This is a genomic window from Sporolactobacillus sp. BBK16-2 (assembly GCF_059878335.1).
In genome coordinates this window covers 2186841-2210460 of record NZ_CM187611.1, presented here as the reverse complement: position 1 = coordinate 2210460, position 23620 = coordinate 2186841, and the positions used below count along the sequence as shown (strand labels likewise).

The following is a 23620-nucleotide window of genomic DNA, read 5'->3' as shown; positions in this document are numbered from 1 at the left end:
AAGGAGGGCGCCCGATTTGGAAGAGGATCATTTGCTGTCTAGTGACTCGACACTTGAGGATCAAGGGCTGGACCAATCCATTCGCCCTTCTGATTTAGACCACTACATTGGTCAAGAAGAAATAAAGCAGAACCTGAAAATTTTTATTTGTGCAGCAAAGGCACGTCATGAACCGCTCGATCATGTGCTTCTTTACGGCCCACCCGGACTAGGCAAAACAACTTTATCGATGATTATCGCATCGGAAATGGGCGCAAATATTCGAACAACATCCGGACCGGCACTTGAGCGGCCGGGCGATCTTGCTGCTGTGCTCTCATCACTTGAACCTGGCGATGTGCTTTTTATTGACGAGATTCACCGCCTTCCTCGCCATGTTGAAGAAATTCTTTATCCGGCAATGGAAGATTTCTGCATGGATATTGTGATCGGAAAGGACGAAACCGCACATTCGGTACGGATCAATCTGCCGCCGTTTACGCTCGTCGGTGCAACCACGAGGGCCGGTTATTTGTCTCCTCCGCTTCGTGACCGTTTCGGCGTGATCAGCCGTCTTCAGTTTTACAGCCCGGAAGAGTTGTCAATGATTATAAAAAGAACGGCATCCGTACTGCAAACAGAAATTGAAGAGGATGCCTGCTTTGAAATCGCACGACGCTCACGGGGAACGCCTCGAATCGCGAACCGCCTGCTCAAGCGCATTCGCGACTTTGCCCAGGTAGAGAGCAATGGCCTTATTGACCGCGCAACGGCGAGGAACGGGCTGAGCCGTCTCCATGTTGACGAAGCGGGGTTAGATCGTGTCGATCATCAGCTGCTGATGGGAATCATTGACCAGTTTCACGGTGGTCCGGTAGGATTAGATACCCTAGCAGCTGCTATTGGCGAAGAACGGCATACAATTGAAGACGTGCATGAGCCGTATTTGCTTCAAATCGGTTATATTCAGCGCACGCCGCGCGGACGGATGGTTACCGATCAGGTATACAGCCACTTTAATCTTGAACGAGGAGATCGGAAGTCTTGAGCGGTATAAGCAGAACACTCATGATTGCCGGTGCCGTTCTGTTTTTAGTCGGCCTGTGCTGGCCTCTGATAGGACGGCTTCCTGGAGATATAATGTTTAAAAAGGGGAATACCACTTTTTTCTTCCCTATTGTGACTTGTATTATAATAAGCTTAGTTTTATCACTAATAATGTATGTAATAAATCACTTCTTTCACAGGATGTGATGATTTCAACGTTGCTCACAGGACGTACTTCCGCAGGATGCGGTGGCCTCGATGTTACTCACAAGATGTGAGTAACATCGAGGATCCCTTGCAATGAGTTGAAGTTCCTATAAAAAGAAAGAGAGTGCTGAAATGGAATTATCTGATTTTGATTATGAATTACCAGAAGAATTGATTGCGCAGACCCCACTGAAGGATCGCGCGGCATCGCGGCTTATGGTGCTGAATCCGAACAAGGATCGAATTGCACACCATACGTTTAGCGAAATTATCGATTATCTAAATCCGGGCGACTGCCTTGTTCTGAATGACACGAAGGTGCTCCCGGCACGGTTGATCGGCCATAAAGAAGAGACCGGCGCAAAAATTGAATTGCTGCTTCTGAAACAAAAAGAAGGAGATACATGGGAATGCTTAGCCAAGCCGGCAAAGCGCGTGCATCAAGGGGCACGCATTTCATTCGGCGACGGGATGCTGGTCGGAGAGTGTACTGAAGAGCTGGATGAGGGACGCCGACTTGTGACCTTTCACTACCAGGGAATTTTTTATGAAGTCTTGGACGCACTTGGCAAAATGCCGCTGCCGCCTTACATAAAAGAGCAGCTCGATGATCCTGATCTGTATCAAACTGTCTATGCAAAGCATCGCGGATCTGCGGCAGCACCGACTGCGGGACTGCATTTCACGAAGGAATTGCTTGCAGAAATTGAAAAAAAAGGGATACACATCGTTTTTATTACCTTACATGTCGGACTAGGCACATTTCGCCCGGTTAAGGTGGACAAGATTGAGGAACACACCATGCATTCGGAATTCTATCAGATGTCTGCCCAGGCCGCTGAACGGCTGACGAAAACACGCGCCGAAGGCAAACGGATTATTGCGTGCGGCACAACGGTTATCCGTACATTAGAGACAATAACAGCGAAATTTGACGGCAAGTTTGAAGAAGCATCCGGCTGGACTGATATTTTTATTTATCCAGGATTTAAATATCGCGCTATTGACGGAATGATCACCAATTTTCATTTACCTAAGTCGACACTCATCATGCTGGTCAGCGCATTCACAGGCCGTGAGTTCATTATGAAAGCCTATCGCGAAGCGGTAAAGGAACGGTATCGTTTCTTCAGCTTTGGCGATGCTATGTTTATTGAGGAAGGAATTAACCATTAATGAATCAAGCTGCAGTTACCTATGAATTAATTAAGACAGATAAGAAAACGGGAGCGCGACTTGGGAAGCTCCATACGCCACACGGAACGTTTGATACGCCAATGTTCATGCCGGTCGGAACACAAGCAACGGTCAAGACGATGAGCCCGGAAGAACTAAAGGAGATGGGTGCAGGAGTCATCCTGAGTAATACCTATCATCTCTGGCTTCGCCCGGGTGAAGATATAGTACAGGAAGCCGGCGGTCTCCATCATTTTATGAATTGGGATCAGGGAATATTGACTGATTCCGGTGGTTACCAGGTATTCAGTCTAAGCAAGCTTCGTGATATCTCTGAGGAAGGTGTGCATTTTCGCAACCACCTGAATGGTGAGAAACTTTTTCTGTCTCCCGAAAAGTCAATAGCGATCCAAAATGCGCTTGGTTCGGATATTATCATGGCGTTTGACGAGTGTCCTCCGTTTGATTCAACCTATGAGTACATGAGGACATCCGTAGAACGTACGAGCCGTTGGGCGGAGCGTTGTCTGGCAGCTAACGTCAATCCCGATCGTCAAGCGCTGTTCGGCATCGTGCAAGGCGGCGGCTATAAAGAGCTCCGCGAACTGTCGGCGCGTGCACTGACTTCGCTTGATTTTCCAGGCTACGCAATTGGCGGGCTGTCGGTTGGCGAACCGAAGGATAAAATGAATGAAATGCTTACCTATACGACTCCGCTGCTCCCTGCTGATAAGCCACGCTATCTAATGGGCGTCGGTTCGCCTGATTCACTGATTGACGGTGCCATTCGTGGCATCGACATGTTCGATTGCGTGCTTCCGACTCGGATTGCGCGCAATGGTACATGCATGACCGAGCATGGGCGGCTTGTTATTCGCAATGCGAAATTTGCCCATGACTTTGGTCCGATCGATGAATCATGCGACTGCAAGGTATGCCGAAATTATTCGCGCGCGTACATCCGTCATCTGGTAAAAGCAAATGAAACATTCGGATTTCGCTTAACTACTTACCATAACCTTTATTTTCTGATAAAATTAATGAAGCGTGTCCGATCTGCGATCAAAGAAGACCGGCTGCTTGAATTCAGAGAGGAATTCTTTGAATCGTATGGTTTTAATAAACCGGGTGCTAAAAACTTTTGAGTATAGAAGGGAAGAAGTTCATTGAATCTAATGCAGTTGTTACCATTGTTGGTGTTTGTAGCGATTTTTTATTTTTTGCTCATTCGCCCGCAACAAAAGAGATCTAAAGAAACAAGAGCAATGCAATCTGCTCTGTCCAAGGGCGACAAGGTGATTACGGTCGGCGGACTTCAAGGAACGATCGATTCGATCGACGATCAGGCAGCAGTGCTTCGCTGCGGCGGTACGAAACTGACTTTTGAACGCAATGCGATCCGTGCGGTCCTTAAAAAGGCCAATGCACCGGAACCTGCTGCTGAAGAAAGTACAGAAAAATAATAAATCAAAAAAAGCGGCCGCTTATGGCCGCTTTTTTTAAATCCGCAAATTAATGCTTTCCGGCAAAAAGGTTGACGCCAATTGCGCCTCCAAGCGAAGCAGAGACAATATTAGCGACAAAGAATAAGTACTGATTCAGGCTTGGGCTCTGATTAAGACCAAGATACTGAAAGAAGAGACTGAACAAACAGTAAGCGAGTCCGGTAATGGCACCGATCAAAAGTCCTTTTTCTTTTGTCTTTGATCCGGAAATCACGCCGCCGATAAAAAGCGCGACAATTGAGATCACGATGGGAAGAATGGAGCCATTCGATTCTGCAAACGTTGTGAAACGCAGCAGTGAAGCAAGCAGAAACGCGGAAGCAAGGACGATGAGGATCGCAGCAATCATTCCGTATGTGACAGCACTAAGCCAATTTCGGGACATTTTACCACCTCCGACATAATAAGTGAATTTATGGATAAAGGATTTGGGATTGCCGCATGAAACCCGACAAATCGAGATTCCTGATAGTCCATCTTATTCGGACAAGATCAAAAACATGACACCTGTCCCATTCATGAAATCGTTCAGTTTGCTCATACTAAATACAGAGAGGAGGAGCAGAATGGGAACATCGATGATTCGAATGCTTTGCTTGGCGCTGCTCATGTTTATGGGATTCAGAAAGTCATTGAATGAAAAAGTTTCAGATCAATCGGGTTTTGAAATCGCGCTTGTATTCTCTGCGGTCGAATTAATCGTTGCGGCTGTAATTATGCCGAAAAAGCCGCTGCTTCCGCTGCTCATGCCCTTTCTGATTTTGATCCTCATTTATCGATCACGCTTTTGGCTCTATCGGTTCGCCGCTAAATGGTCGATTCATGAACATCTCATTCAATATTTTAAGGCTGCTGATTTCCGCTTACCGAAAAAGAAACCGGATCATTCGTTGCAATCCGATCATGAACATCCTCGCCCCGGGCTCTCACTCATTGAAAATGGAAAAGTACGGAGCGATAATCTGGAACAAATCGGAAAGACACAGCTCTGGCTTAGACAGGAGCTGAGAAAATTCGGCTATCGCAATATTCGCCAAGTCAACTATTTAAGAATGGATCCTCTGGGAAATTTCTACATGGATCTTAACAAATACATGCGTAATGATTAACTGAGCCACTTTCCGATGATCGGGAGCTGGCTCAGTTGTTCTTTTTGCAGCAAACCGAGAAAAGACGCGAGTACTAGATAGAGTGCGGCTACCAATGAGATCAACATCAACGTTCTCGGGAAAAGCGACCAGGCAGTAAATGTACGCTGAATAAGCAGATGTGCGACGAAACCTGAGAATGCGATTAAGAGAAAGGTGCGGATGTAGTCCCGAATAATCAACGAAAATCCGATGGCTTTAAACATGACTGCGGCGTGCAGGACGGTGACGAGAACAACATTAGTGCAGATAGCAAGTGCAGTACCTTTAATACCGAATTCCGGCCGGCAGGTGAGTACAAACAACATAATGGTTTTGACAACCGCTCCTGTTAAAGTGTTATACATGGCCGCCTTTGCTAAATCCAGTGCCTGAAGAACGGCATGCATGGGTGCTTGAAAATAAAAGATCATGAAAAACGGCGTCATAATGTAGAGAAATTGAGCTGACTCGGGTGAGTCGTAAATAATGCTCATCAACGGCTTGGCGAATGAGTAGGTGACAACAATGGAAAGACCACCGGTGAGCATAGCAATGCGCAATGCTTGATTCAAACGATAGTGAATCAGATTAAAGGATTTCCGCGCATAGGCTTCGCTGATCGCAGGAACAAGCGAAACATGCAGGGCATGCGTGATGAAGCTTGGCAGCAGCAGAAGTGTCATCGCGTATCCGGTCAGCTGTCCGTAAAGTTGTGTGGACGAGGCAATGGAGTAACCGGCGATGACGAGCGCATGTGAGACGATCATTGGTTCGAAGAAATTACCGAGCGATGAGATGAGCCGGCTGCCCATCGTCGGCAAACCGATTCGGAGCAAGTCGCGCAGAACTTCACGAGTTCCCTTTAATGATTTTCGCTTCGGCCCTTTCATCTTTATTCCTTCGCCGTGTTTGAAGACATAGAGCATATAAAGAAGCGAGGCACATTCTCCTGCCGATCCGGCAATCATTGCACCGGCTGCGGCATAGGCGACTCCGTAAGGCATTAACAGGTTGGCTAGTGTCGCGACGAGCGAAATACGAACCACTTGCTCAACTATTCCAGAATAGGCATACGGCTTCATGTTGCGAATTCCTTGGAAATAGCCGCGCAGAACCGAGCTTACGGCGACGATTGGGATCACCGGTGTTATGGCAAGCAGAGGGTAGATAACGCGCATATCAGCAAATAAGTAGTTTGCCGACAGCGGAATGATGATCAGCATAATTGCGGTGAGTACGATGCTGACGAATCCGACAATGGCAAGCGACCAGGCAAGTACCAATTTAACTTTGCGGAAGTTGCCGAATGTCTGCGCCTCTGCAACAAGTTTCGATATAGCAACCGGCAAACCAAGTTCGGTAAGCGTTACGACCAAGAGCATGGCCGGAAACGCCATCATAAAGAGGCCGACCCCTTCGTCACCAATTACACGAGCAAGAACCATTCCGTTAATCATACCGAGAATGCGGGTAATCAAACCCGCTGTCATTAATATAAAAGAGCCTTTTAAAAAAGATTGTCGTGTCATGAGCGGCCCGCCTTTGTTTGCAAATTAATAAATAAGTAAATGATGTGGCTAGAGACCACGGCTGGAAAGGAAAGTTCGCGGCCATAGTGGAGTATATGCATCAAAAGGGTCCAAGCATGACAAGCCATGCTCATTTAATAAGCATCATGACCGAACTATTAGAGAAGGGGCATGGCCTCATTTGTTTTTTTGTGTTTCGTATTCAATCACAAATATGCTATTATAGGCTTTATGGGAGGAATCGAAATGCCGGATGAATTGAATGATATGGATAAGTGGCGGACGATCATTGAGCCGTTTCTGCAAAGTAAATTAAATGAGTTTCAATTGCTCGGTCTTAATCACTTGAAAATGGATGAATTCTGGCAATTTGTTAAAGAATCTCTGGAAAAAAAGAAAGAGGACAAACCCGAACGACGAATACATGAAGTGGTGGCTGCGGTCATGGCGCTGACTGTGAATGATTACATGAACAAGTTGCGCTTGGATCTATTTAAAAACAGCTCAAATGAAATGGACAGCTCACTGTTCAGATAAATGCGATTCGCAAGCGGGGGGAGCTTTCGTAGTTAACGAGAGTCGATAAAGAGAAGGGAGCAGGCTTAGAACATGGTAAAAAAAGGACCGATTTTTTCCTTTTTTGCGCTTTTAATTGTGCTGGGAATTATCATTGGTTTTGCAGTAAATCCCATCATACATAGGGTGAATTTGGGACTTGACCTTAAAGGCGGGTTTGAAGTGCTGTATCAGGTCGAACCGCTGAAGGCAGGTCAAAAAATTGACAGTGACACAATGAGCAACGCGGTTGCTGCAATCAATAAACGAATCAACGTGCTCGGCGTCAGTGAACCGAATATTTCGATTGAAAACGGACATCGAATTCGTGTTCAACTTCCAGGCGTGAAAAATGAGCAACGCGCGCGCCAGCTGCTGTCAACAACGGCGAAGCTGGAATTCCGCGATTATAAAGACAGGCTGATGTTGGACGGATCGGATTTGAAACCGGGCAAGGCGAAGGTCGCTTTCGATGAAATGAACAAGCCGATGGTTACTTTGCAGCTGAAGGATCCGAAGAAATTTGCCAGTGTGACGAAGAAAATCGCTGGTTACGCTCCGAACAATCAACTGGTCATCTGGATGGATTATCAAAAAGGTGATTCATACGCAAAAGAAGCGAAGAAAAGCAAACCGAAGTTCATTTCAGCTCCTAGTGTGTCTCAAGAACTAAATACTTCTGATGTTGAAATCACCGGGAGCTTTACAGCTAAAGAGGCTACGAATCTGAAGGATCTATTGAACTCTGGATCACTTCCGGTTCGGATGGTTGAGAAATATTCGACCTCTGTCGGTGCACAATTCGGACAAGACTCCATGAAAGAAACAATTTATGCCGGAGCACTTGCCGTTGCGGCCATCATGCTGTTCATGCTTTTGTTCTACCGTTTAGGCGGACTGATTGCGGATTTAACTCTGATTTTCTACAGTGTCATTGTTATGGCTGTGTTCGTCGGACTGCAAGCAGTGCTCACGCTGCCGGGCATTGCCGCGATGATCCTCGGCGTAGGAATGGCAGTCGATGCCAACATCATCACGCTTGAACGAATTAAAGACGAGCTGCGCGGCGGAAAATCCATACTCTCCGCATTTAAAGCCGGGAACCAACGTGCGTTGCCGACTGTTGTCGATGCCAACCTGACGACGATCATTGCCGCAGCTGTGCTGTTCGCCTTAGGAACCAGCGCAGTCAAAGGATTTGCCGTCATGCTACTGATCAGTAACGTGGTTACCTTCCTGACGTCGGTTTACGGTGCCCGTCTGCTGCTCGGTCTCTTGGTTCATAGCCGTGCACTAAATGATCATCCGTGGCTGTTTGGCGTAAAGAGGAGTGATATTCGTGGAATTAAATGAGAAAATGAATTACAAGCATTACAATAAATTTTACGATCACTTTGATTTTATGAAGCATAGAAATGTATTCTTTATCATTTCTTCTGCGTTGATTATAGTAGGTATCCTTTCACTCTTTGTCTTTAAGCTTAATTTGGGTATTGATTTTTCGAGCGGAACGCGAGTCGATGTTCAAAGTACACAGGCGATATCGATTGAAAAAGTTGATCAGGCATTTCGCGCGATGAACTATGATCCGGAACGTCCGGTCGTTTCAGGAACGCATAAGAATATCGCGACCGTTCGAATTAATAAAGAACTGAATCAGCACCAGATTGCGGAAATAAAAAGTAAAATCAAATCGCAATTCGGTATTGAGCCGAACGTCAGCTCAGTATCTCCACAGGTCGGACGCGATCTTGCGAAGAACGGTTTGTTTGCGTTGATTTTGGCTTCTATCGGTATCATCATCTATGTGTGGATCCGCTTTGAATTTCTTCAGGGTCTGACGGCGGTGCTCGCGCTGATCCATGATGCCTTTTTCATCGTGACCGTATTCAGCCTGTTTCACCTCGAAGTCGATATCTTGATCATTCCTGCTATACTGACGATTGTCGGTTATTCGATCAACGATACTATTGTGACGTTTGACCGTGTCCGTGAAAACATCAAGTTAAGCAGAAAAAGGCTCACAACAATTGAAGAATATTCGTCGATTGTTAACTTGAGTATTCGCGAAACGCTGACGCGATCATTAAATACGGTTCTGACTGTGTTAATTCCGGTTGTTCTGTTGCTGATCTTCGGCAGCGAATCGATCCGCAACTTTACGATGGCACTCTTCGTCGGACTGATTTGCGGCGTCTATTCGTCAATCTGTATTGCATGTCCACTATGGGCAGTGATGAAGGTTAAGTATCTTGATCAACGAAAGAAAAAGAGAACCGTACAAACTCAGGCGTAATTTTCAGTGGAGAAATGGAGGTACCGGTAAATGAAAAAACAGTGGAGAATACTCCTCGTACTCATTTTCACATTGATCATTGTTCTTTTTTCAATTGCTAATGTGGAGACCGTGGGGTTCAGCTTTCTGTTCGGCGTTGTCCGGCTGCCACTTATTCTTGTGATCATCGGATCGGTGTTGATCGGGGCGCTTCTCATTGGTCTGTTCACTTATTCCACAATTTACAAACAGCGGCATCGAATCGGCAAGCTGGAACGTGAGTTGCGAAGAATGATTGAACTGCACCCTGAGGATACCGATCGTTTGAAAGTAGATATAGGCAGTGAAACGTCATCAAGTGAATCACGGACTGCGAGGCGTCGGTCGAAAAAATAAAATCCGGCCTAAGCGGGGAACCGGTTGTTGAGGGAGCGCGAAGGCGGATGCTGAAATCGAAAAATCATTGGAAAATAAAAAAAGTGGATGAAGAAAAGGTGCAGCGGCTCTCAGAGTCGCTGCATATTTCTGTGATTACAGCTCGTTTACTGGTTGCCAGAGGATTTGACGATGCTGAACGCGCAAAGCGCTTTTTGCATTGTGAGCGCATGAAATTCTATGATTCTATGAAAATGAAAGGCATGAATGACGCCGCTGCCCGTATTACCGAAGCGGTCGCTCATGGTGAACAGATCCGCGTCTTTGGCGACTATGATGCAGACGGAGTCACATCGACAGCGATTCTGATTCGTGCGCTGACAGCAATCGGTGCACAGGTTTCATTTTATATTCCGAATCGGTTCAGAGATGGTTACGGACCTAATGTAGGCGCGGTTGAACAGGCAAAGAAGGACGGCGTAACACTCATTATAACTGTTGATTCCGGCATCGCAGCAAGCGATCCAGCCGAATGCGCGAAGCGTATGGGGATTGATTATGTGATCACCGATCATCATGAGCCGCCGGAACAGCTTCCGGAAGCTTTTGCGATTCTCAATCCAAAGCAGAAAGACTGTCCTTATCCCTTTAAAGGGTTGTCCGGTGCAGGAGTCGCACTTAAACTTGCCCAAGAGATCTGTCCGGCGGATGCATTTAATGAGAAACTGATTGCATTAGCAGCCATCGGAACCATTGCCGACCTTGTACCTCTCGTTGATGAGAATCGTTTGATTGCTTATCTTGGATTAAAAACGATGAATGAGGGATCGCTGCCGGGAATTGACGCACTCAAGATGAAAGCATCCGGAGCGAGCGCGGTTGACAGTGATGTGATCGGCTTTCAAATGGCGCCAAGGCTGAATGCCGCGGGACGCATGGATGATGCACGGGTTGCGCTTGAACTGCTGCTGACTGATGATAAGAGCGAAGCGGTGGCGCTTGCCGAACAGCTTGATTCATTAAATCAGGACCGGCGCGCAATCGTAGATAGAATAGCCAAAGAGGCTGATGCACAGGCAGCCGAATATATCAGTCGTGGCGATAAAGCCCTTGTCCTTGCCGGAACAAACTGGCATCAAGGTGTCATCGGCATTGCGGCATCGAAAATTGTCGGCAAATATTACCGCCCTGTGATCATCCTCAGTATTGATAAAGAAACCGGTATTGCTAAAGGATCAGGGCGCAGTATCGATGGTTTCGATCTTTATCAGGGATTGAAGGACACATCGAGTCACCTGATTCAATTTGGCGGGCATCAGTTGGCGGCGGGTATGACGGTTGCGAAAAGCGAGATTGGAGCGTTTCGGCAGGCTTTTGCCGCTGTGGCAGATCAAGTGCTTCAGCCCGAAGACCTTGTACCTCAATTGACCATAGACGGTATTTCCACAGTCGACGATCTGTCTGTAGAGCTGATTGAGGAATTGGCGAAGCTTGCTCCATTCGGTACGGACAATCCACGTCCGCTGTTTCAAATTGAGCAGGCACCGTTGGCGAAGATGGGCGCTGTTGGACGTAATAATAATCATTTGAAAGTGACGCTTAAGGGCAACGAAAAAGAGCTTGAGGCAATCGGATTCGGATTTGGCAACTGGCTTCCGCGTCTATCACCGAACGATCACTTAGCTGCAGTCGGCGAGTTAGGGATTAATGAATGGAACGGTTTTAGAAAAGCACAGCTGCTGATTCGTGATCTTCGTGTAGAGGGTATTCAAGTGTATGATTGGCGTTCCGTCCGCGACATTCATGAAAAAATGGCACAGCTTGCTGATGATTCTGTAACACTGCTTGCCTTTCAGCCGGAAACCGCTGCACATTTTCAGCTTGAAGGTGTAGCAAAGATATACGAACCCGGCATATCCATTTCAACGGATGCTGTTGCACTTCTTGATCTTCCAAACGAGGAAGCTCAACTTGAAGAAGTGATCGGAGAAAATCCGCAGCTTAATCGCTTTTATTGCATCTTTTATCATTCGGAAGATCACTACTTTTCAGTATTTCCGGAACGCGATCACTTTGTGTGGTATTACGCGTTGATCCGCAAAAGACATTCTTTTGATGTTCGGGCGATGATGCGACAGATCGCAGGATATAAAGGTTGGAGCGAGCAGTCGATTTCTTTGATGACCCAGGTGTTTTTTGAACTTGGTTTTGTTAAAATAGAGAAGGGTTTCCTAACCGAGAATCCTTCTCCGGTTAAAGCACCGCTGACGTCCTCCGAAACGTATTGTAAAGAGAGGATGCAACGTGAACTGGAGGCTCGCTTCTGCTATTCGCCGATCGGCGAGCTGAAGCAGTGGATCACCGGCCAGTTTAAACATGAGCGAGTTTTGAAATGATTCAATGATATTTTTTCAGATAGGTATTGGTCAATTAATAGAAAGACCTTATTCTTTGAAATGGAGAGAGCGCACAGAATGGATTATGCTAAGTATATTAAGTCGGTTATGGATTTTCCAACCGCAGGTATTAATTTCAGAGATATTACGTCGTTGCTTGAGGAAGGGCCGGTCTATCGATCTGCCATTGATGAACTAGCAGTCTTCGCGAAAAGCAAGAATGCCGAAGTCATTGTCGGGCCGGAAGCGCGCGGATTCGTTATTGGAGGACCGCTTGCCTATTCTTTAGGACTCGGCTTTGTACCTGTCCGCAAACCGGGCAAATTGCCGCGCGCGGTTGCGACTGTTTCCTATGAAAAGGAGTATGGTGTCGATACTTTATGCGTGCATAAGGATTCGATTAAACCGGGTCAGCGTGTGCTCGTTACCGATGATTTGCTTGCGACCGGCGGTACGATTGAAGCAACAATTAAATTGGTTAAACAATTGGGCGGTGTCGTTGCCGGTGTGGCCTTCTTAATTGAATTAACCGAGCTCAATGGCTCCAAGCTGCTTAAAGATTATGATGTCCTGTCCTTAATTAAATACTAAATAGATGATCCGGAGTGCCTGGAATCAGGCACTCTCTTTTTCTCACTGTGTTTTGTCCGCTGTCAGGATGGACAGAATGGATGTAAACTCTTTACTTTAATCCTTTTATCTTTGATAATAGTCCTAATAGGTGCCAATTGTGCGGGACCATAGTCTCCGGCGAATGGCTGCCTTACTTCTTTTTTTACTTATTCGTCTGAAATTACTAAATTTAGTGGTTGAAAGATTCAGATCGCAGAACCGGCAATGGTCCTGCATACGGGTGATGATATGATGACGATGGAAGAACTTATACAGCAGGCTTCAACCTACTTAGATAAAAAAGATATTGAATTAATTCGCGAGGCTTATCATTTTGCCGATCGCGCGCATAAGGGACAAGTCCGCCGGTCGGGCGAACCCTATATTATGCATCCGATCGAGGTTGCTGGTATTCTTGTGCAATTAAATATGGATGTCACAACCATAATCAGCGGCTTTCTTCACGACGTCGTAGAAGATACGCCGGTCACGCTGGAGGACATCCGTGAAGCATTCGGAGATAACGTAGCCGAGCTTGTAGACGGAGTAACAAAGTTAAGAAATTTTGAATATACCTCAAAAGAAGATCAGCAGGCGGAGAACCACCGCAAAATGTTCGTTGCTATGGCACGTGATTTGCGCTGCGTCATCGTGAAGCTTGCCGACCGGCTGCACAATATGCGTACATTGAAATATATGAGCCCAGAGAAGCAAATTCAAAAAGCGAATGAAACCTTGGAGATCTATGCGCCGCTCGCCAATCGACTCGGTATTTCCGCAATTAAATGGGAGCTTGAGGATATTTCGCTTCGTTATTTGAAACCGCAGCAATATTATAAAATTGTTAATTTGATGAAACAAAAACGCGAAGAACGGGAAGCCTATATCGCTCAGGTCGTTGAAGGATTGAGATCGTATGTAAAATCTGTACATATTGATGCTGAGGTATCCGGCCGCCCGAAACATATTTACAGCATCTATCGCAAAATGGTCAATCAACATAAACAGTTTAATGAAATTTATGATCTGTTTGCGGTTCGGATCATTGTCAAAAGCATTAAAGACTGCTACGCGATCCTTGGCATTATCCACACCCATTGGAAGCCGATGCCCGGTCGCTTCAAGGATTATATAGCCATGCCGAAAACCAATATGTATCAGTCGCTCCATACGACCGTAATCGGGCCTAAAGGTGATCCGCTTGAGGTTCAGATCCGAACTGAGGAAATGCACGACGTTGCGGAATACGGAATTGCGGCGCACTGGGCGTATAAAGAGGGCAAGGTTCGAAACATCAATAACAAGTTTGAGGACAAGCTCACTTGGTTCCGTGAAATACTCGAATACCAGAATGAAACCGATGATGCTAAGGAATTTATGGAGTCTCTGAAAATGGACTTATTTTCAGACACTGTATTTGTGTTCACACCTAAGGGTGATGTGATCGAGCTTCCGGTTGGGTCGGTGCCGATTGATTTCGCATATCGAATTCATACTGAGATTGGGAACAAAACGGTTGGCGCGCGTGTCAATGGCAAGATGGTTCCGCTGGATTACAGACTGAAAACCGGTGATATTGTCGAAGTCATGACTTCGAATCATTCCTACGGACCAAGCCGCGATTGGCTGAAGATCGCTCAAAGCTCCGCTGTAAAGAATAAGATCAGACAGTGGTTCAAGCGTCAGCAACGCCAGGAAAATGTGGCGAAGGGACGTGAGATGCTTGAAAAAGAATGCCGCAGTCAGAATGTCAGCATAAAGGATAATCTGACTGAAGATAAAATCACTGCTGTGGCGAAAAAGTTTAATTTTTCGCATGAAAACGAGCTGTTTGCCGCGATCGGCTACAACGGGATTACAGCGAAACAGGTCGTTACTCGTCTCACAGAGGATGAGCACAAGGCTCCCGAATCAACAGACGCAGAGGAACGGATGAAACAGCTGTCCGAACAAAAGCCGAACACGAATCAACACCGGAAGACGTCGCTTGGTGTGCGTGTTAAAGGTGTCGATAATTTGCTTGTACGCCTCGCACGCTGTTGCAATCCGGTGCCGGGTGACGCCATTGTCGGCTATATTACACGTGGCCGAGGTGTTACCATTCATCGGGTAGACTGTCCGAATATCAAAAATGAAGAGGAACAGCGCCTGATGAAAGTCGAATGGGAGAGCAATGAATCACGATCGAAGGAATACAATGTCGATATTGAGGTAACCGCCTTTGACCGGAACGGCCTGCTCAATGAAGTGTTGCAATGCGTTTCCGATTCACATACGGCCATTAATGGTATTTCCGGGCGTGCCGATAAAAACAAGGTCGCAACGATTAACATGACGATCGCGATCACGAATATCGATCATTTATATCGAGTGGTTGAGAAAATCAAGCGAATTCCCGATATCTATTCGGTTCGCCGTGTGATGCAATAGAAAAGGACGGATTCCAAATGAGAGTTGTTTTGCAGCGGGTAAAATGTGCTAAGGTGGACATCAATGGGAAAACGGTAGGGAAAATAGACGCCGGTCTGCTCCTCTTAGTAGGCATTAAAACCGGCGATACAGAAGATGATCTTCAGTACGTTACTGATAAACTGTCCGCTTTGCGCATCTTTGAGGACGACGGAGGCAAAATGAACCGGTCGATCATGGACACTGAAGGAGCTGTTCTGTCTGTCTCTCAATTCACGCTCTACGGTGACGTATCGAAGGGCAGACGTCCGAGCTTCATCGAAGCGGCCCGTCCGGAGATTGCTGAGCCTCTCTATGAGGCGTTTAATGATAAGCTGAGAGCACATGGACTTCATGTTGAAACAGGCATTTTCGGTGCGGACATGGCGGTCTCGCTCGTGAACGATGGTCCGGTTACGCTGATTGTTGAAAGTAAAAACCATTAATCAAATCAGTGTGCAAAAGTTTTCGCTAAACCTTGACATTTTTTGTGAAGATACGTAGTATAGAAGAACGAACAAAGCCAGTGATGGAGAGGTTTCGGGATAAATCAGCCAATAAGAGAAGGCATTCACAGGCTGGAAGATGCCGGCAGATATTCCTGGAAACAGACACTCCTGAGGCGTTTTTCTGAACGTCGGTAATTTATGCGATTAGTAGGAAGAGCCGTAACCCGGGCGTTAACCGGCATTCAGAGGAAGCATGTTTATGCTTCAAATGAGGGTGGCACCACGAAGCTCATTCGTCCCTTGTCTGTCGGCTTACCGATGGACAAGGGCTTTTATTTTATCAGCAATCATTTAATGTTAATGTGTGAAGAGAGAAATTAAGGATGAACCGGATCCTGCGATGATTGTTGCAGCGATCGCGATAACTGTTGAAGGAGGAACTCTTGTGACGATTAAAATTCCCCGCGGAACATACGATGTTCTGCCGGAAGACGCTTTTAAGTGGCAGAAAATCGAAGCTGTTGCACGAGATGTCTGCGCATTATTCAATTATAGGGAAATGAGAACCCCGATCTTTGAGTCTACAGATCTTTTCCAGCGCGGCGTTGGCGATACAACCGACATTGTGCAGAAAGAAATGTACAGCTTTAAGGATCGCGGTGATCGTGATTTAACGTTAAGGCCGGAGGGAACGGCATCATTTGTGCGCGCTTATGTCGAACACAAACTGTTTGGAATGCCGAGCCAGCCGCAAAAATTGTATTATATCGGGCCAATGTTCCGCTACGAACGTCCGCAGGCGGGGCGCAACCGTCAATTTACTCAGTTTGGCTGTGAAGCGCTTGGATCAGCGGATCCGTCAATTGATGCTGAAATCATTGCACTTGCTCTGACTTTTTACCGGAAGCTCGGATTGAAGAATTTGAAGCTTGTTCTGAATAGTTTAGGCGATCCGGAAAGCCGTGCCGCCCACCATGAAGCACTGATTGCTCACTTTAAGCCGTCAATCGGCGAGTTTTGCGAGGATTGCCAGAAACGCTTAGAGAAGAATCCGCTGCGTATTCTTGACTGTAAAGCGGATCACAATCATCCGCTGATGGCGACTGCACCATCGATCATTGATTATTTGAATGATGCTTCTCGTGATTATTTTTCCAAGGTCAAGACGATTCTTGATGAGATGGGTATTGAGTATGAACTGGATCCGACACTTGTCCGTGGTCTTGATTATTACAACCATACGACGTTCGAGATCATGGGTGCGAGTCAGGGTGCCATTACGACGCTCATGGGCGGCGGTCGTTATAATGGGCTCGTCAGTGAGCTTGGTGGTCCGGAAACACCGGGAATCGGTTTTGCACTGAGTATCGAACGACTATTACTGGCACTCGAGGTCGAAGGTGTGTCGCTTGACTCCGATCCGTCGCTTGACTGTTTCGTCGTCGCTATTGGCGAGAAAGCCGAACAAAAGTCGCCGGTTCTACTGAATCAGCTGCGTCAGGCAGGTTTGCAGGCCGACAAAGACTATATGGAGCGCAAGGTCAAAGGCCAATTCAAACAGGCGGACCGCGACAAAGCAAAATTTGTTGTCGTTATCGGCGATGAAGAGCTGGATGCGCAAAAGGCCGTCGTCAAGAATATGGCCGACGGATCTCAGGATGAAGTCGCATTCGCCGCTTTAACTGATTATCTAAAGGAAAAAATCTGATTCATAGTGATGGAGGTCATACCATGTATCGCAACGCAAATTGCGGTGAATTAACCGAAGCATCTGCTGGAAAAACGGTCACACTGGCCGGATGGGTGCAAAAACGAAGGGACTTAGGCGGCGTCATTTTTATCGATCTGCGTGACAGATCCGGCTTTGTCCAAATTGTGTTCAATCCTCAAGTGGACCAAGAAGCCTGGAAAAAGGGGGATAAGCTGCGCAGCGAATATTGCGTCACCGTCACAGGTGAAGTTGTTAAGCGTGATCCTGAAGCGGTCAATGAAAAAATCAAGACCGGAACGATCGAAGTTATGATCAGTGAAATCACGCTGCTGAACAAATCAAAGACGCCGCCTTTTCCAATCGAAGACAACATTGAAGCTTCCGAAGATATTCGCCTGAAATACCGCTACTTAGATCTCAGACGTCCGGAAATGCTGGAAACGTTTAAAATGCGTAATAAAATTACACATACTTTGCGTGATTTTCTTGATAAAAAGGAATTTATGGATATGGAAACACCAATCCTGACTAAGAGCACTCCGGAAGGCGCACGCGACTACCTTGTACCAAGCCGTGTCCATCCGGGCGAATTCTACGCGCTTCCGCAATCGCCTCAGCTGTTCAAACAGCTGCTGATGGCTTCAGGTATTGAAAAATACTACCAAATTGCCCGTTGCTTCCGCGATGAGGATTTGCGCGCCGACCGCCAGCCTGAATTTACTCAGGTTGACATGGAAATGTCGTTCTTTGAAGTCGAAACGTTCCAAAATATGGTCGAAGAAATGCTTGTCCGCGTGATGAAAGATGTTAAAGGCATTGATATTCCGCAGCCATTCAAACGCCTGACCTATGCAGAAGCCATCGATCAATACGGCAGCGACAAGCCGGATACACGCTTCGATATGAAGCTGATCGATCTGACCGACATTGCTGCCGACAGCACGCTGAAGGTATTCAAGGAAGTTCAGGAAAAAGGCGGCCTGGTCAAAGCAATTAACGCAAAAGGTGTAGCTTCCCAGTTCTCACGCAAGCAAGTCGATGAGGATCTGCGCGGTATCGTTTCGCCATATGGCGCCAAAGGCCTTGCTTGGCTGAAGGTAGAAGAAGGCGGTATGAAAGGTCCAATTGCGAAATTCTTTGACGAAGCATTAAACGCACGAATCATCGAACGCACGAATGCAGAACCAGGGGACTTGCTGTTGTTCGTTGCTGACAAGAAAAAAATTGTTGCCGACAGCCTTGGAGCATTGCGTCTGCATCTCGGCAAGACGCTCGGCTTGATTGACGAATCGGCATTCAACTTCCTGTGGGTCACACACTTCCCGCTGCTTGCATACAGCGAAGAAGAGCATCGTTATGTAGCAGAACACCATCCGTTTACAATGCCAGTCATTGAGGATCTCGACCGCATTGACAGTGATCCGGGCAGCGTACGTGCCCAGTCCTTCGATATGGTCTTGAACGGATTCGAACTCGGCAGTGGTTCGCAGCGTATCAGCGACCCTGAGATGCAGGAACGTATGTTTAAGCTGCTCGGCTTCACTGAGGAACGCGCGAGAAAGCAATTCGGCTTCTTGCTCGATGCCTTCGAATACGGCGTTCCGCCACATGGCGGCATGGCGCTCGGCATCGACCGTATTGTTATGCTGCTCGCCGGCCGTACAAGTCTGCGCGATACCATTGCGTTCCCTAAAACGGCGAGCGCAAGCGACGTGCTGACCAAAGCACCAAGCGAAGTCAGCCAGGCGCAATTGAGTGAGCTGCACCTTGATGTTGCGGCAATTCTTAAATAAGCTGCCAACACGATCCAGGCTAATTTGCCTTGATAAGCGCTTACAGATATGCTACAATGATTACACAGGTTAAGAAAAGATCCTGAAGTGTTAGTCTTATGTCGTTATGTTTTGACCGAACATATTTTGATCGGGAGTCCGATGTTTTCACTCGGAGCGCATGCCCTAGTTAGGGACTCGCAAACTGTGGAACAGGGCACCCACCTGCCTATAAGTGCGGGTTTCAAAACTGCGGCTTTGCAACGGCACGTTTGGGATTTTTTTTATTTAATGAGAAAATAAAGCCGAAACCGCGGGCAGCAATGTCTAGGTTTCGGCTTTTTTGCTGTTTTAAATAACTTAAAAAGGGATATTCATAAATCGATGAGAAACCATGATAGAACAGGGAAAATTGAACCAGAAAGAAGGAGTTAGATCGAACGCCGAAAAGTTAGACCCAATTCCTGCAAAGTTCAACCGAAGTGAGAAGAAGTTCAACCCAATGGACAAAAAGTTAAACCGAAGAATAGAAGTTCAACCTAACGAATGAAAAGTTGAACCCAATCTCAGGAAAGTTCAACCTAAGAGAGGAAAAGTTAAACCGAAGAATAGAAGTTAAACCTAATGAATGAAAAGTTGAACCTAATCCCAGGAAAGTTCAACCTAAGAGAGAGAAAACATTACCGAACAATACGCTAAAAGTTGCTGTGCAGTGCGTCACTATGATGCAGTAATCTGATATATAGCTGCAATTGGATGCTAATAAATAGAAGGAAGGCTAAATATTTATATTTAGCCTTCCTTCCGTATTAAATCTGGTTAATTTTATTTCTTTGCAGAGTAGATCGTAATTGATAGTACCATTTGATAGTTTGCTTCGATGGTTGGGATACTGGAACTGCTGCTGTCGGACTGTGCTGATGATGCATCCGTCTGACTGCTTGCATCAGCACTGCTTGTTTGATCATCTGAACCATCAGTGCTCGCCTGTACGTTTGTTTGGCTGTCAATTGAAGACGAAGCATCACTTGAGCTGCTGTCATTGTTAATGCGACTGGAGGTTACCTTATTAATAACGACTAATCGCTTCTGTGTCTCCAAATAGCCGACAAAGACGTAGAGCTGGAAGTCGCTTAGTGATTGTAAGCTCACTTGGTATGTATTCGACTTTAATAGTTTATCCGGATCAATTTTATCATTGGACTCTTTTTCTGTACTGCTTTTACTGTCGCTACTTGCAGCAGCGCTACTGCTGTTGTCTGAGCTGCTTGATTGATCTGAAGAAGAGGAGCTGTCCGAAGAACCATCTCCTGTATCATCATTGCTTTTCTCAACAGATATGAAGGTAACTCCCATAGAAGCTGCTTTTTTTTGCGCTGTTGTAAAGAAGGGCTCTACATCCGGATTCTTCGGAAGAATGGAGTTATCGACTTTTTGGCCAAGCTTCTCCTCTTTTTCCGCCTGCTTCTTTTTATCTGCTAATGCTTTTTTTTGCTCGGCAAGCTTCTTCTGATTGGCCGCAACCGTCTCCTGGTACATATGGATGTTGGTTTTTGCGAAGCTGATTTTGTCCTGAGCAGGCATTATTTTCAAGAAATAAAAGAAGGTAAAACCGCTTAGGACAATGATTACCGATAGGATGCTGATGAACGCTGTTTTATTCATAGTCATTGATCCTTTTTCTGGTTAATTGAAAGATTTGCATCCGTACGCATGGTAAACGTGAGCTGATAGGCATCACGCTGTGTGTAAACCAAAACATTGCTTGATGAATCCAATTGATTGATTTTGGTCGTTACAACATTTGAGAAGTAGTTTTGTTTCCTGAGCTTCTCAATAAACGGCTGAATATCAGCAAAATGAGCAAATTCACCGGTAATCTCCATGTTCCCGGTTGAATCATAGTCAATGTTGGTAATCGTACCGTTCTTGGGAAGCTGTTTTTCCATCAATACCCAGGATGGAAAAACGGCAAATCTGCTCAATTGAATCTCATTGACCGCATCTGCAGGAGTCGGCTTGGTGCTTACTTCGGTTTCTTTAAGTGCAGCTTTCTTTTCCGCACGTGCCTTCCAGGTGGCTTCCTGTTTCTGGACATTCTGAAGCTCGCCATTGAGCTGCCAGCTGTACACACCTAATGTGATCAGTCCGGCAAGGCAGAAGGTTCCGAAAGTGACGGCGAACCAGATCATGCTTTTGGAGGCTTTTTGTTCATAGGGTAGGAGATTAATGTCGATCATCTCATGCCCTCCTTCATGGCAAGGCCAATCGCAGGGATACATGCGGCATCCATATTCTCCGGATAATTAAACTTTTCACGGTCAAAATGAAGGGACTTCACCTCTTGAGACACCATCCCCGATAACACGGACTGCAGCTTGTCGGTGCGCTCACTGTCACCAAGCAGATAAATGAACGCGACTTCGTCCTCGCCTTTACGGACGCTATATTGATAGAAATTCAGCATACGTTCGATTTCGGTTGCCGCATTAAGATAGAAGCTGTCATCAACAGACTGGTTGTCCGGACCTTTTAGGCTGACCTGACGGACGAACATTGGGATATCCTCTTGAAAAATCGACACATAAAGTGCCTCCTTTTCCAGCTGTACATACATCCGCTGCTTCTCAGCAATTTGCGGGGAGTAGTGCTGGATCCAACGATCAGTTCCGAGCGCACTGAATTCGGCATTCACCGGATTCAATCCGGCATTCGCTTGAAGCTTGCGATACTGCAAGACCACAGCTTCAGGAGCCGCAATGAGCAAAACCTTCGTTCCCGTTGCCGCTCGGCTGATGACATGGAAGTCGAAGACCGCTTGCTCAAAGGGGAGCTGAATCTTGTTGCCGATTTCAATAAAAAAGTGATTCTGCAACTCGGAATCCGATTTAATCCCTGGGAAATCGAGCTGTCTCAGGATAAGTTGAGAGGAAGGAATCGCGAAGTACGTTCTCCTCCCTTTAGCTTTAAGCGCATGAACGATATCTTTGAGCTGGTCCGTGAACGCTTGTTCATCCTTCACGCGGCCGTTTTCAACAACGCCGGGCTGAAGCCACTCTTCCCAGTAATCAAGACGAGAGGGATCATCCGTTGAGCCGCGAAAAACGACCATTCGGATCGAGTAATCCGTGATCGTCAATCCGACGCTGGAGTGAGATTGGAATAGTTGCAACCATTTTTCAAACACAGACATCATTCCTAATGTTAGAAGATTAAATTCAGATAAAAGGCGATCAACTGATCACCAAAGAAAAAGCTTGTCACCATGCCTAAGACGATAAAAGGAACAAAAGGTACCGGTTGGCGTCGCTTAATGAAGCCAAGAAGCAGACCGCCGATCCCGATTACCGCACCGAAAAAGGTGGAAAGGAAGAAGCCAAGAATTACGAGCTTCATGCCGACGAGTAGCCCCATGACTGCAAAGAGCTTCACATCGCCGCCGCCCATTCCGCCTCGGCTGATTAAAGCGATCAGCGCGAGCAGGGCGAATCCGGCGCCCATTCCGGCAAGCGCATCCCACCATGGATCTGTGTGGTAAAGGATACGGAATGCCGCAAACAACGGCAGGAAAAACATCAGGATCTTATCCGGAATCAACATGTATTCCAGATCGGATACGAGCACGATCATCAGCAATGAGACAAGCAGCCAACCGCAAAGCATTTCTTCGATCGAGGTCGCTCGAAGAAAGCTGAACAGGAACAAAAAGCCTGTCGCTGCCTCGATAATCGGATAGATCGGCGAAATTTTGCTATGGCATGTCCGGCATTTTCCTCCTAAAAAGATGTAGGAAAACACAGGAACCAAATCCAGGATAGTCAAACGCCGCCCACACGACGGACAGTGCGAAGGCGGCGTAATGATTGACTGGTTTGCGGGAACGCGCAAACCGACGACGTTGTAGAAAGAGCCTAGGACGAGGCCTAGGAGGAAAATATACACATTAGAAAGTATTAACATCTTGATCAACTTATTTATTAAAATTAATCAAAGTGTTTTCTTCAACGCTAGATCCATCAGAAATACCATCTATGTTAGCAAGTTCGCCATCATCAATAGTGTATTTTTGGGTGGCTGGCGTATAATGAACAACAATTTCATCCGACAGTTCTTCCGTAGATTTGCTCGCATAATCTCCCCAGCCTTCGGAAGCAGAGATATTTGAAGCCGCCTCGTCTGTTCCGGCAGTGGCTTTTTTAATAGTAACAACTGCTGTCCCATCAACATTATGATCAGCTACAAATAATTTCGCAGCATGTATAACTGTAATTGCATCCTGAACCTTTGCTTTATCATTCTGTTTGCTAATTATAGACACGATACTAGGAATTGCAATCGCAGCTAAAATAGCAAGAATAACGATAACGGCCAAGAGTTCGATCAAGGTGAAGCCTTTCTGGTCTTTCTTTTTTGCGTTTGCTTTCTGCATAATCTTTTTGAGCATGGTTTTTCCC

General features: G+C 46.4%; 21 protein-coding genes, 1 other RNA gene and 1 pseudogene. 16 read left to right on the top strand and 7 right to left on the bottom strand.

Annotated elements, in window-relative coordinates; genetic code table 11:
* Positions 1 to 16 precede the first annotated feature (16 nt).
* The 5 genes from ruvB (at position 17) to yajC (ending at position 3872) form a co-directional block, all read left to right on the top strand.
* A complete protein-coding gene (ruvB, locus tag AC6F33_RS11110; protein WP_255745556.1) occupies positions 17 to 1027 on the top strand; it encodes a Holliday junction branch migration DNA helicase RuvB in 1011 nt (336 codons plus the stop codon).
* A 20-nt stretch (positions 1028 to 1047) separates the two neighbouring features.
* Entirely contained in the window at positions 1048 to 1233 is a 186-nt protein-coding gene (locus AC6F33_RS11105; RefSeq protein WP_480948783.1) for a DUF2905 domain-containing protein, read from the top strand.
* A 132-nt stretch (positions 1234 to 1365) separates the two neighbouring features.
* Positions 1366 to 2409: a tRNA preQ1(34) S-adenosylmethionine ribosyltransferase-isomerase QueA gene (queA, locus tag AC6F33_RS11100; RefSeq protein WP_255745551.1), complete on the top strand. Its 1044-nt coding sequence runs from the start codon at positions 1366 to 1368 to the stop codon at positions 2407 to 2409.
* A complete protein-coding gene (gene tgt / locus AC6F33_RS11095; RefSeq protein ID WP_255745549.1) occupies positions 2409 to 3554 on the top strand; it encodes a tRNA guanosine(34) transglycosylase Tgt in 1146 nt (381 codons plus the stop codon). The genes queA and tgt overlap by 1 nt, the downstream gene beginning before the upstream one ends.
* A gap of 30 nt (positions 3555 to 3584) precedes the next feature.
* Positions 3585 to 3872, top strand: a complete 288-nt coding sequence (gene yajC, locus AC6F33_RS11090) for a preprotein translocase subunit YajC (RefSeq protein ID WP_500778157.1) — start codon at positions 3585 to 3587, stop codon at positions 3870 to 3872.
* Positions 3873 to 3921: 49 nt separating this feature from the next.
* Here the strand turns inward: yajC and AC6F33_RS11085 are convergent, their stop codons facing one another.
* Entirely contained in the window at positions 3922 to 4299 is a 378-nt protein-coding gene (locus AC6F33_RS11085) for a TIGR04086 family membrane protein (RefSeq protein ID WP_500777112.1), read from the bottom strand.
* A gap of 181 nt (positions 4300 to 4480) precedes the next feature.
* On the opposite strand from AC6F33_RS11085, the gene AC6F33_RS11080 reads away from it, so the two are divergent.
* On the top strand, positions 4481 to 5023 hold the full coding sequence (locus tag AC6F33_RS11080) for a YetF domain-containing protein (protein WP_500777111.1): 543 nt from the start codon (positions 4481 to 4483) through the stop codon (positions 5021 to 5023).
* Here AC6F33_RS11080 and spoVB read toward each other — a convergent pair.
* Positions 5020 to 6573, bottom strand: coding sequence for a stage V sporulation protein B (spoVB, locus tag AC6F33_RS11075; protein WP_500777110.1), 1554 nt, complete (start codon positions 6571 to 6573; stop codon positions 5020 to 5022). The genes AC6F33_RS11080 and spoVB overlap by 4 nt on opposite strands.
* A 246-nt stretch (positions 6574 to 6819) precedes the next feature.
* Between spoVB and AC6F33_RS11070 the strand changes: the two genes are divergently transcribed.
* The 10 genes and pseudogenes from AC6F33_RS11070 (at position 6820) to ssrS (ending at position 19449) form a co-directional block, all read left to right on the top strand.
* Complete coding sequence (locus AC6F33_RS11070) at positions 6820 to 7110, top strand: post-transcriptional regulator (protein WP_500777109.1); 291 nt, start codon at positions 6820 to 6822, stop codon at positions 7108 to 7110.
* A gap of 72 nt (positions 7111 to 7182) precedes the next feature.
* Positions 7183 to 9424, top strand: a pseudogene (secD, locus tag AC6F33_RS11065) (protein translocase subunit SecD).
* A gap of 30 nt (positions 9425 to 9454) precedes the next feature.
* Positions 9455 to 9799, top strand: a complete 345-nt coding sequence (locus AC6F33_RS11060) for a LapA family protein (RefSeq protein ID WP_255745540.1) — start codon at positions 9455 to 9457, stop codon at positions 9797 to 9799.
* Positions 9800 to 9846: 47 nt separating this feature from the next.
* Positions 9847 to 12174: a single-stranded-DNA-specific exonuclease RecJ gene (recJ, locus tag AC6F33_RS11055; RefSeq protein WP_500777108.1), complete on the top strand. Its 2328-nt coding sequence runs from the start codon at positions 9847 to 9849 to the stop codon at positions 12172 to 12174.
* A gap of 78 nt (positions 12175 to 12252) precedes the next feature.
* On the top strand, positions 12253 to 12765 hold the full coding sequence (locus AC6F33_RS11050) for an adenine phosphoribosyltransferase (RefSeq protein WP_480948385.1): 513 nt from the start codon (positions 12253 to 12255) through the stop codon (positions 12763 to 12765).
* Between the two features lie 246 nt (positions 12766 to 13011).
* On the top strand, positions 13012 to 15216 hold the full coding sequence (locus AC6F33_RS11045; RefSeq protein WP_500777107.1) for a RelA/SpoT family protein: 2205 nt from the start codon (positions 13012 to 13014) through the stop codon (positions 15214 to 15216).
* A 17-nt stretch (positions 15217 to 15233) separates the two neighbouring features.
* A complete protein-coding gene (gene dtd / locus AC6F33_RS11040) occupies positions 15234 to 15680 on the top strand; it encodes a D-aminoacyl-tRNA deacylase (RefSeq protein WP_500777106.1) in 447 nt (148 codons plus the stop codon).
* A 448-nt stretch (positions 15681 to 16128) separates the two neighbouring features.
* Positions 16129 to 17391, top strand: a complete 1263-nt coding sequence (gene hisS / locus AC6F33_RS11035) for a histidine--tRNA ligase (RefSeq protein ID WP_480948382.1) — start codon at positions 16129 to 16131, stop codon at positions 17389 to 17391.
* A gap of 23 nt (positions 17392 to 17414) precedes the next feature.
* Positions 17415 to 19187, top strand: a complete 1773-nt coding sequence (gene aspS / locus AC6F33_RS11030; RefSeq protein WP_480948381.1) for an aspartate--tRNA ligase — start codon at positions 17415 to 17417, stop codon at positions 19185 to 19187.
* Positions 19188 to 19263: 76 nt separating this feature from the next.
* Positions 19264 to 19449, top strand: a non-coding RNA gene (gene ssrS / locus AC6F33_RS11025) — 6S RNA.
* 542 nt (positions 19450 to 19991) lie between these two features.
* Here ssrS and AC6F33_RS11020 read toward each other — a convergent pair.
* Genes AC6F33_RS11020 through AC6F33_RS11000 form a run of 5 tightly spaced genes read right to left on the bottom strand, consistent with a single transcriptional unit; the run spans position 19992 to position 23610 of the window.
* Complete coding sequence (locus AC6F33_RS11020; protein ID WP_500777105.1) at positions 19992 to 20831, bottom strand: hypothetical protein; 840 nt, start codon at positions 20829 to 20831, stop codon at positions 19992 to 19994.
* 2 nt (positions 20832 to 20833) lie between these two features.
* Entirely contained in the window at positions 20834 to 21406 is a 573-nt protein-coding gene (locus AC6F33_RS11015) for a PilN domain-containing protein (protein WP_500777104.1), read from the bottom strand.
* A complete protein-coding gene (gene pilM / locus AC6F33_RS11010) occupies positions 21403 to 22353 on the bottom strand; it encodes a type IV pilus biogenesis protein PilM (protein WP_500777103.1) in 951 nt (316 codons plus the stop codon). Before pilM ends, AC6F33_RS11015 begins: the two co-directional genes overlap by 4 nt.
* A 17-nt stretch (positions 22354 to 22370) precedes the next feature.
* A complete protein-coding gene (locus tag AC6F33_RS11005) occupies positions 22371 to 23126 on the bottom strand; it encodes a prepilin peptidase (RefSeq protein WP_500777102.1) in 756 nt (251 codons plus the stop codon).
* Between the two features lie 10 nt (positions 23127 to 23136).
* Positions 23137 to 23610, bottom strand: a complete 474-nt coding sequence (locus AC6F33_RS11000) for a prepilin-type N-terminal cleavage/methylation domain-containing protein (protein WP_500777101.1) — start codon at positions 23608 to 23610, stop codon at positions 23137 to 23139.
* Positions 23611 to 23620: the final 10 nt, after the last annotated feature.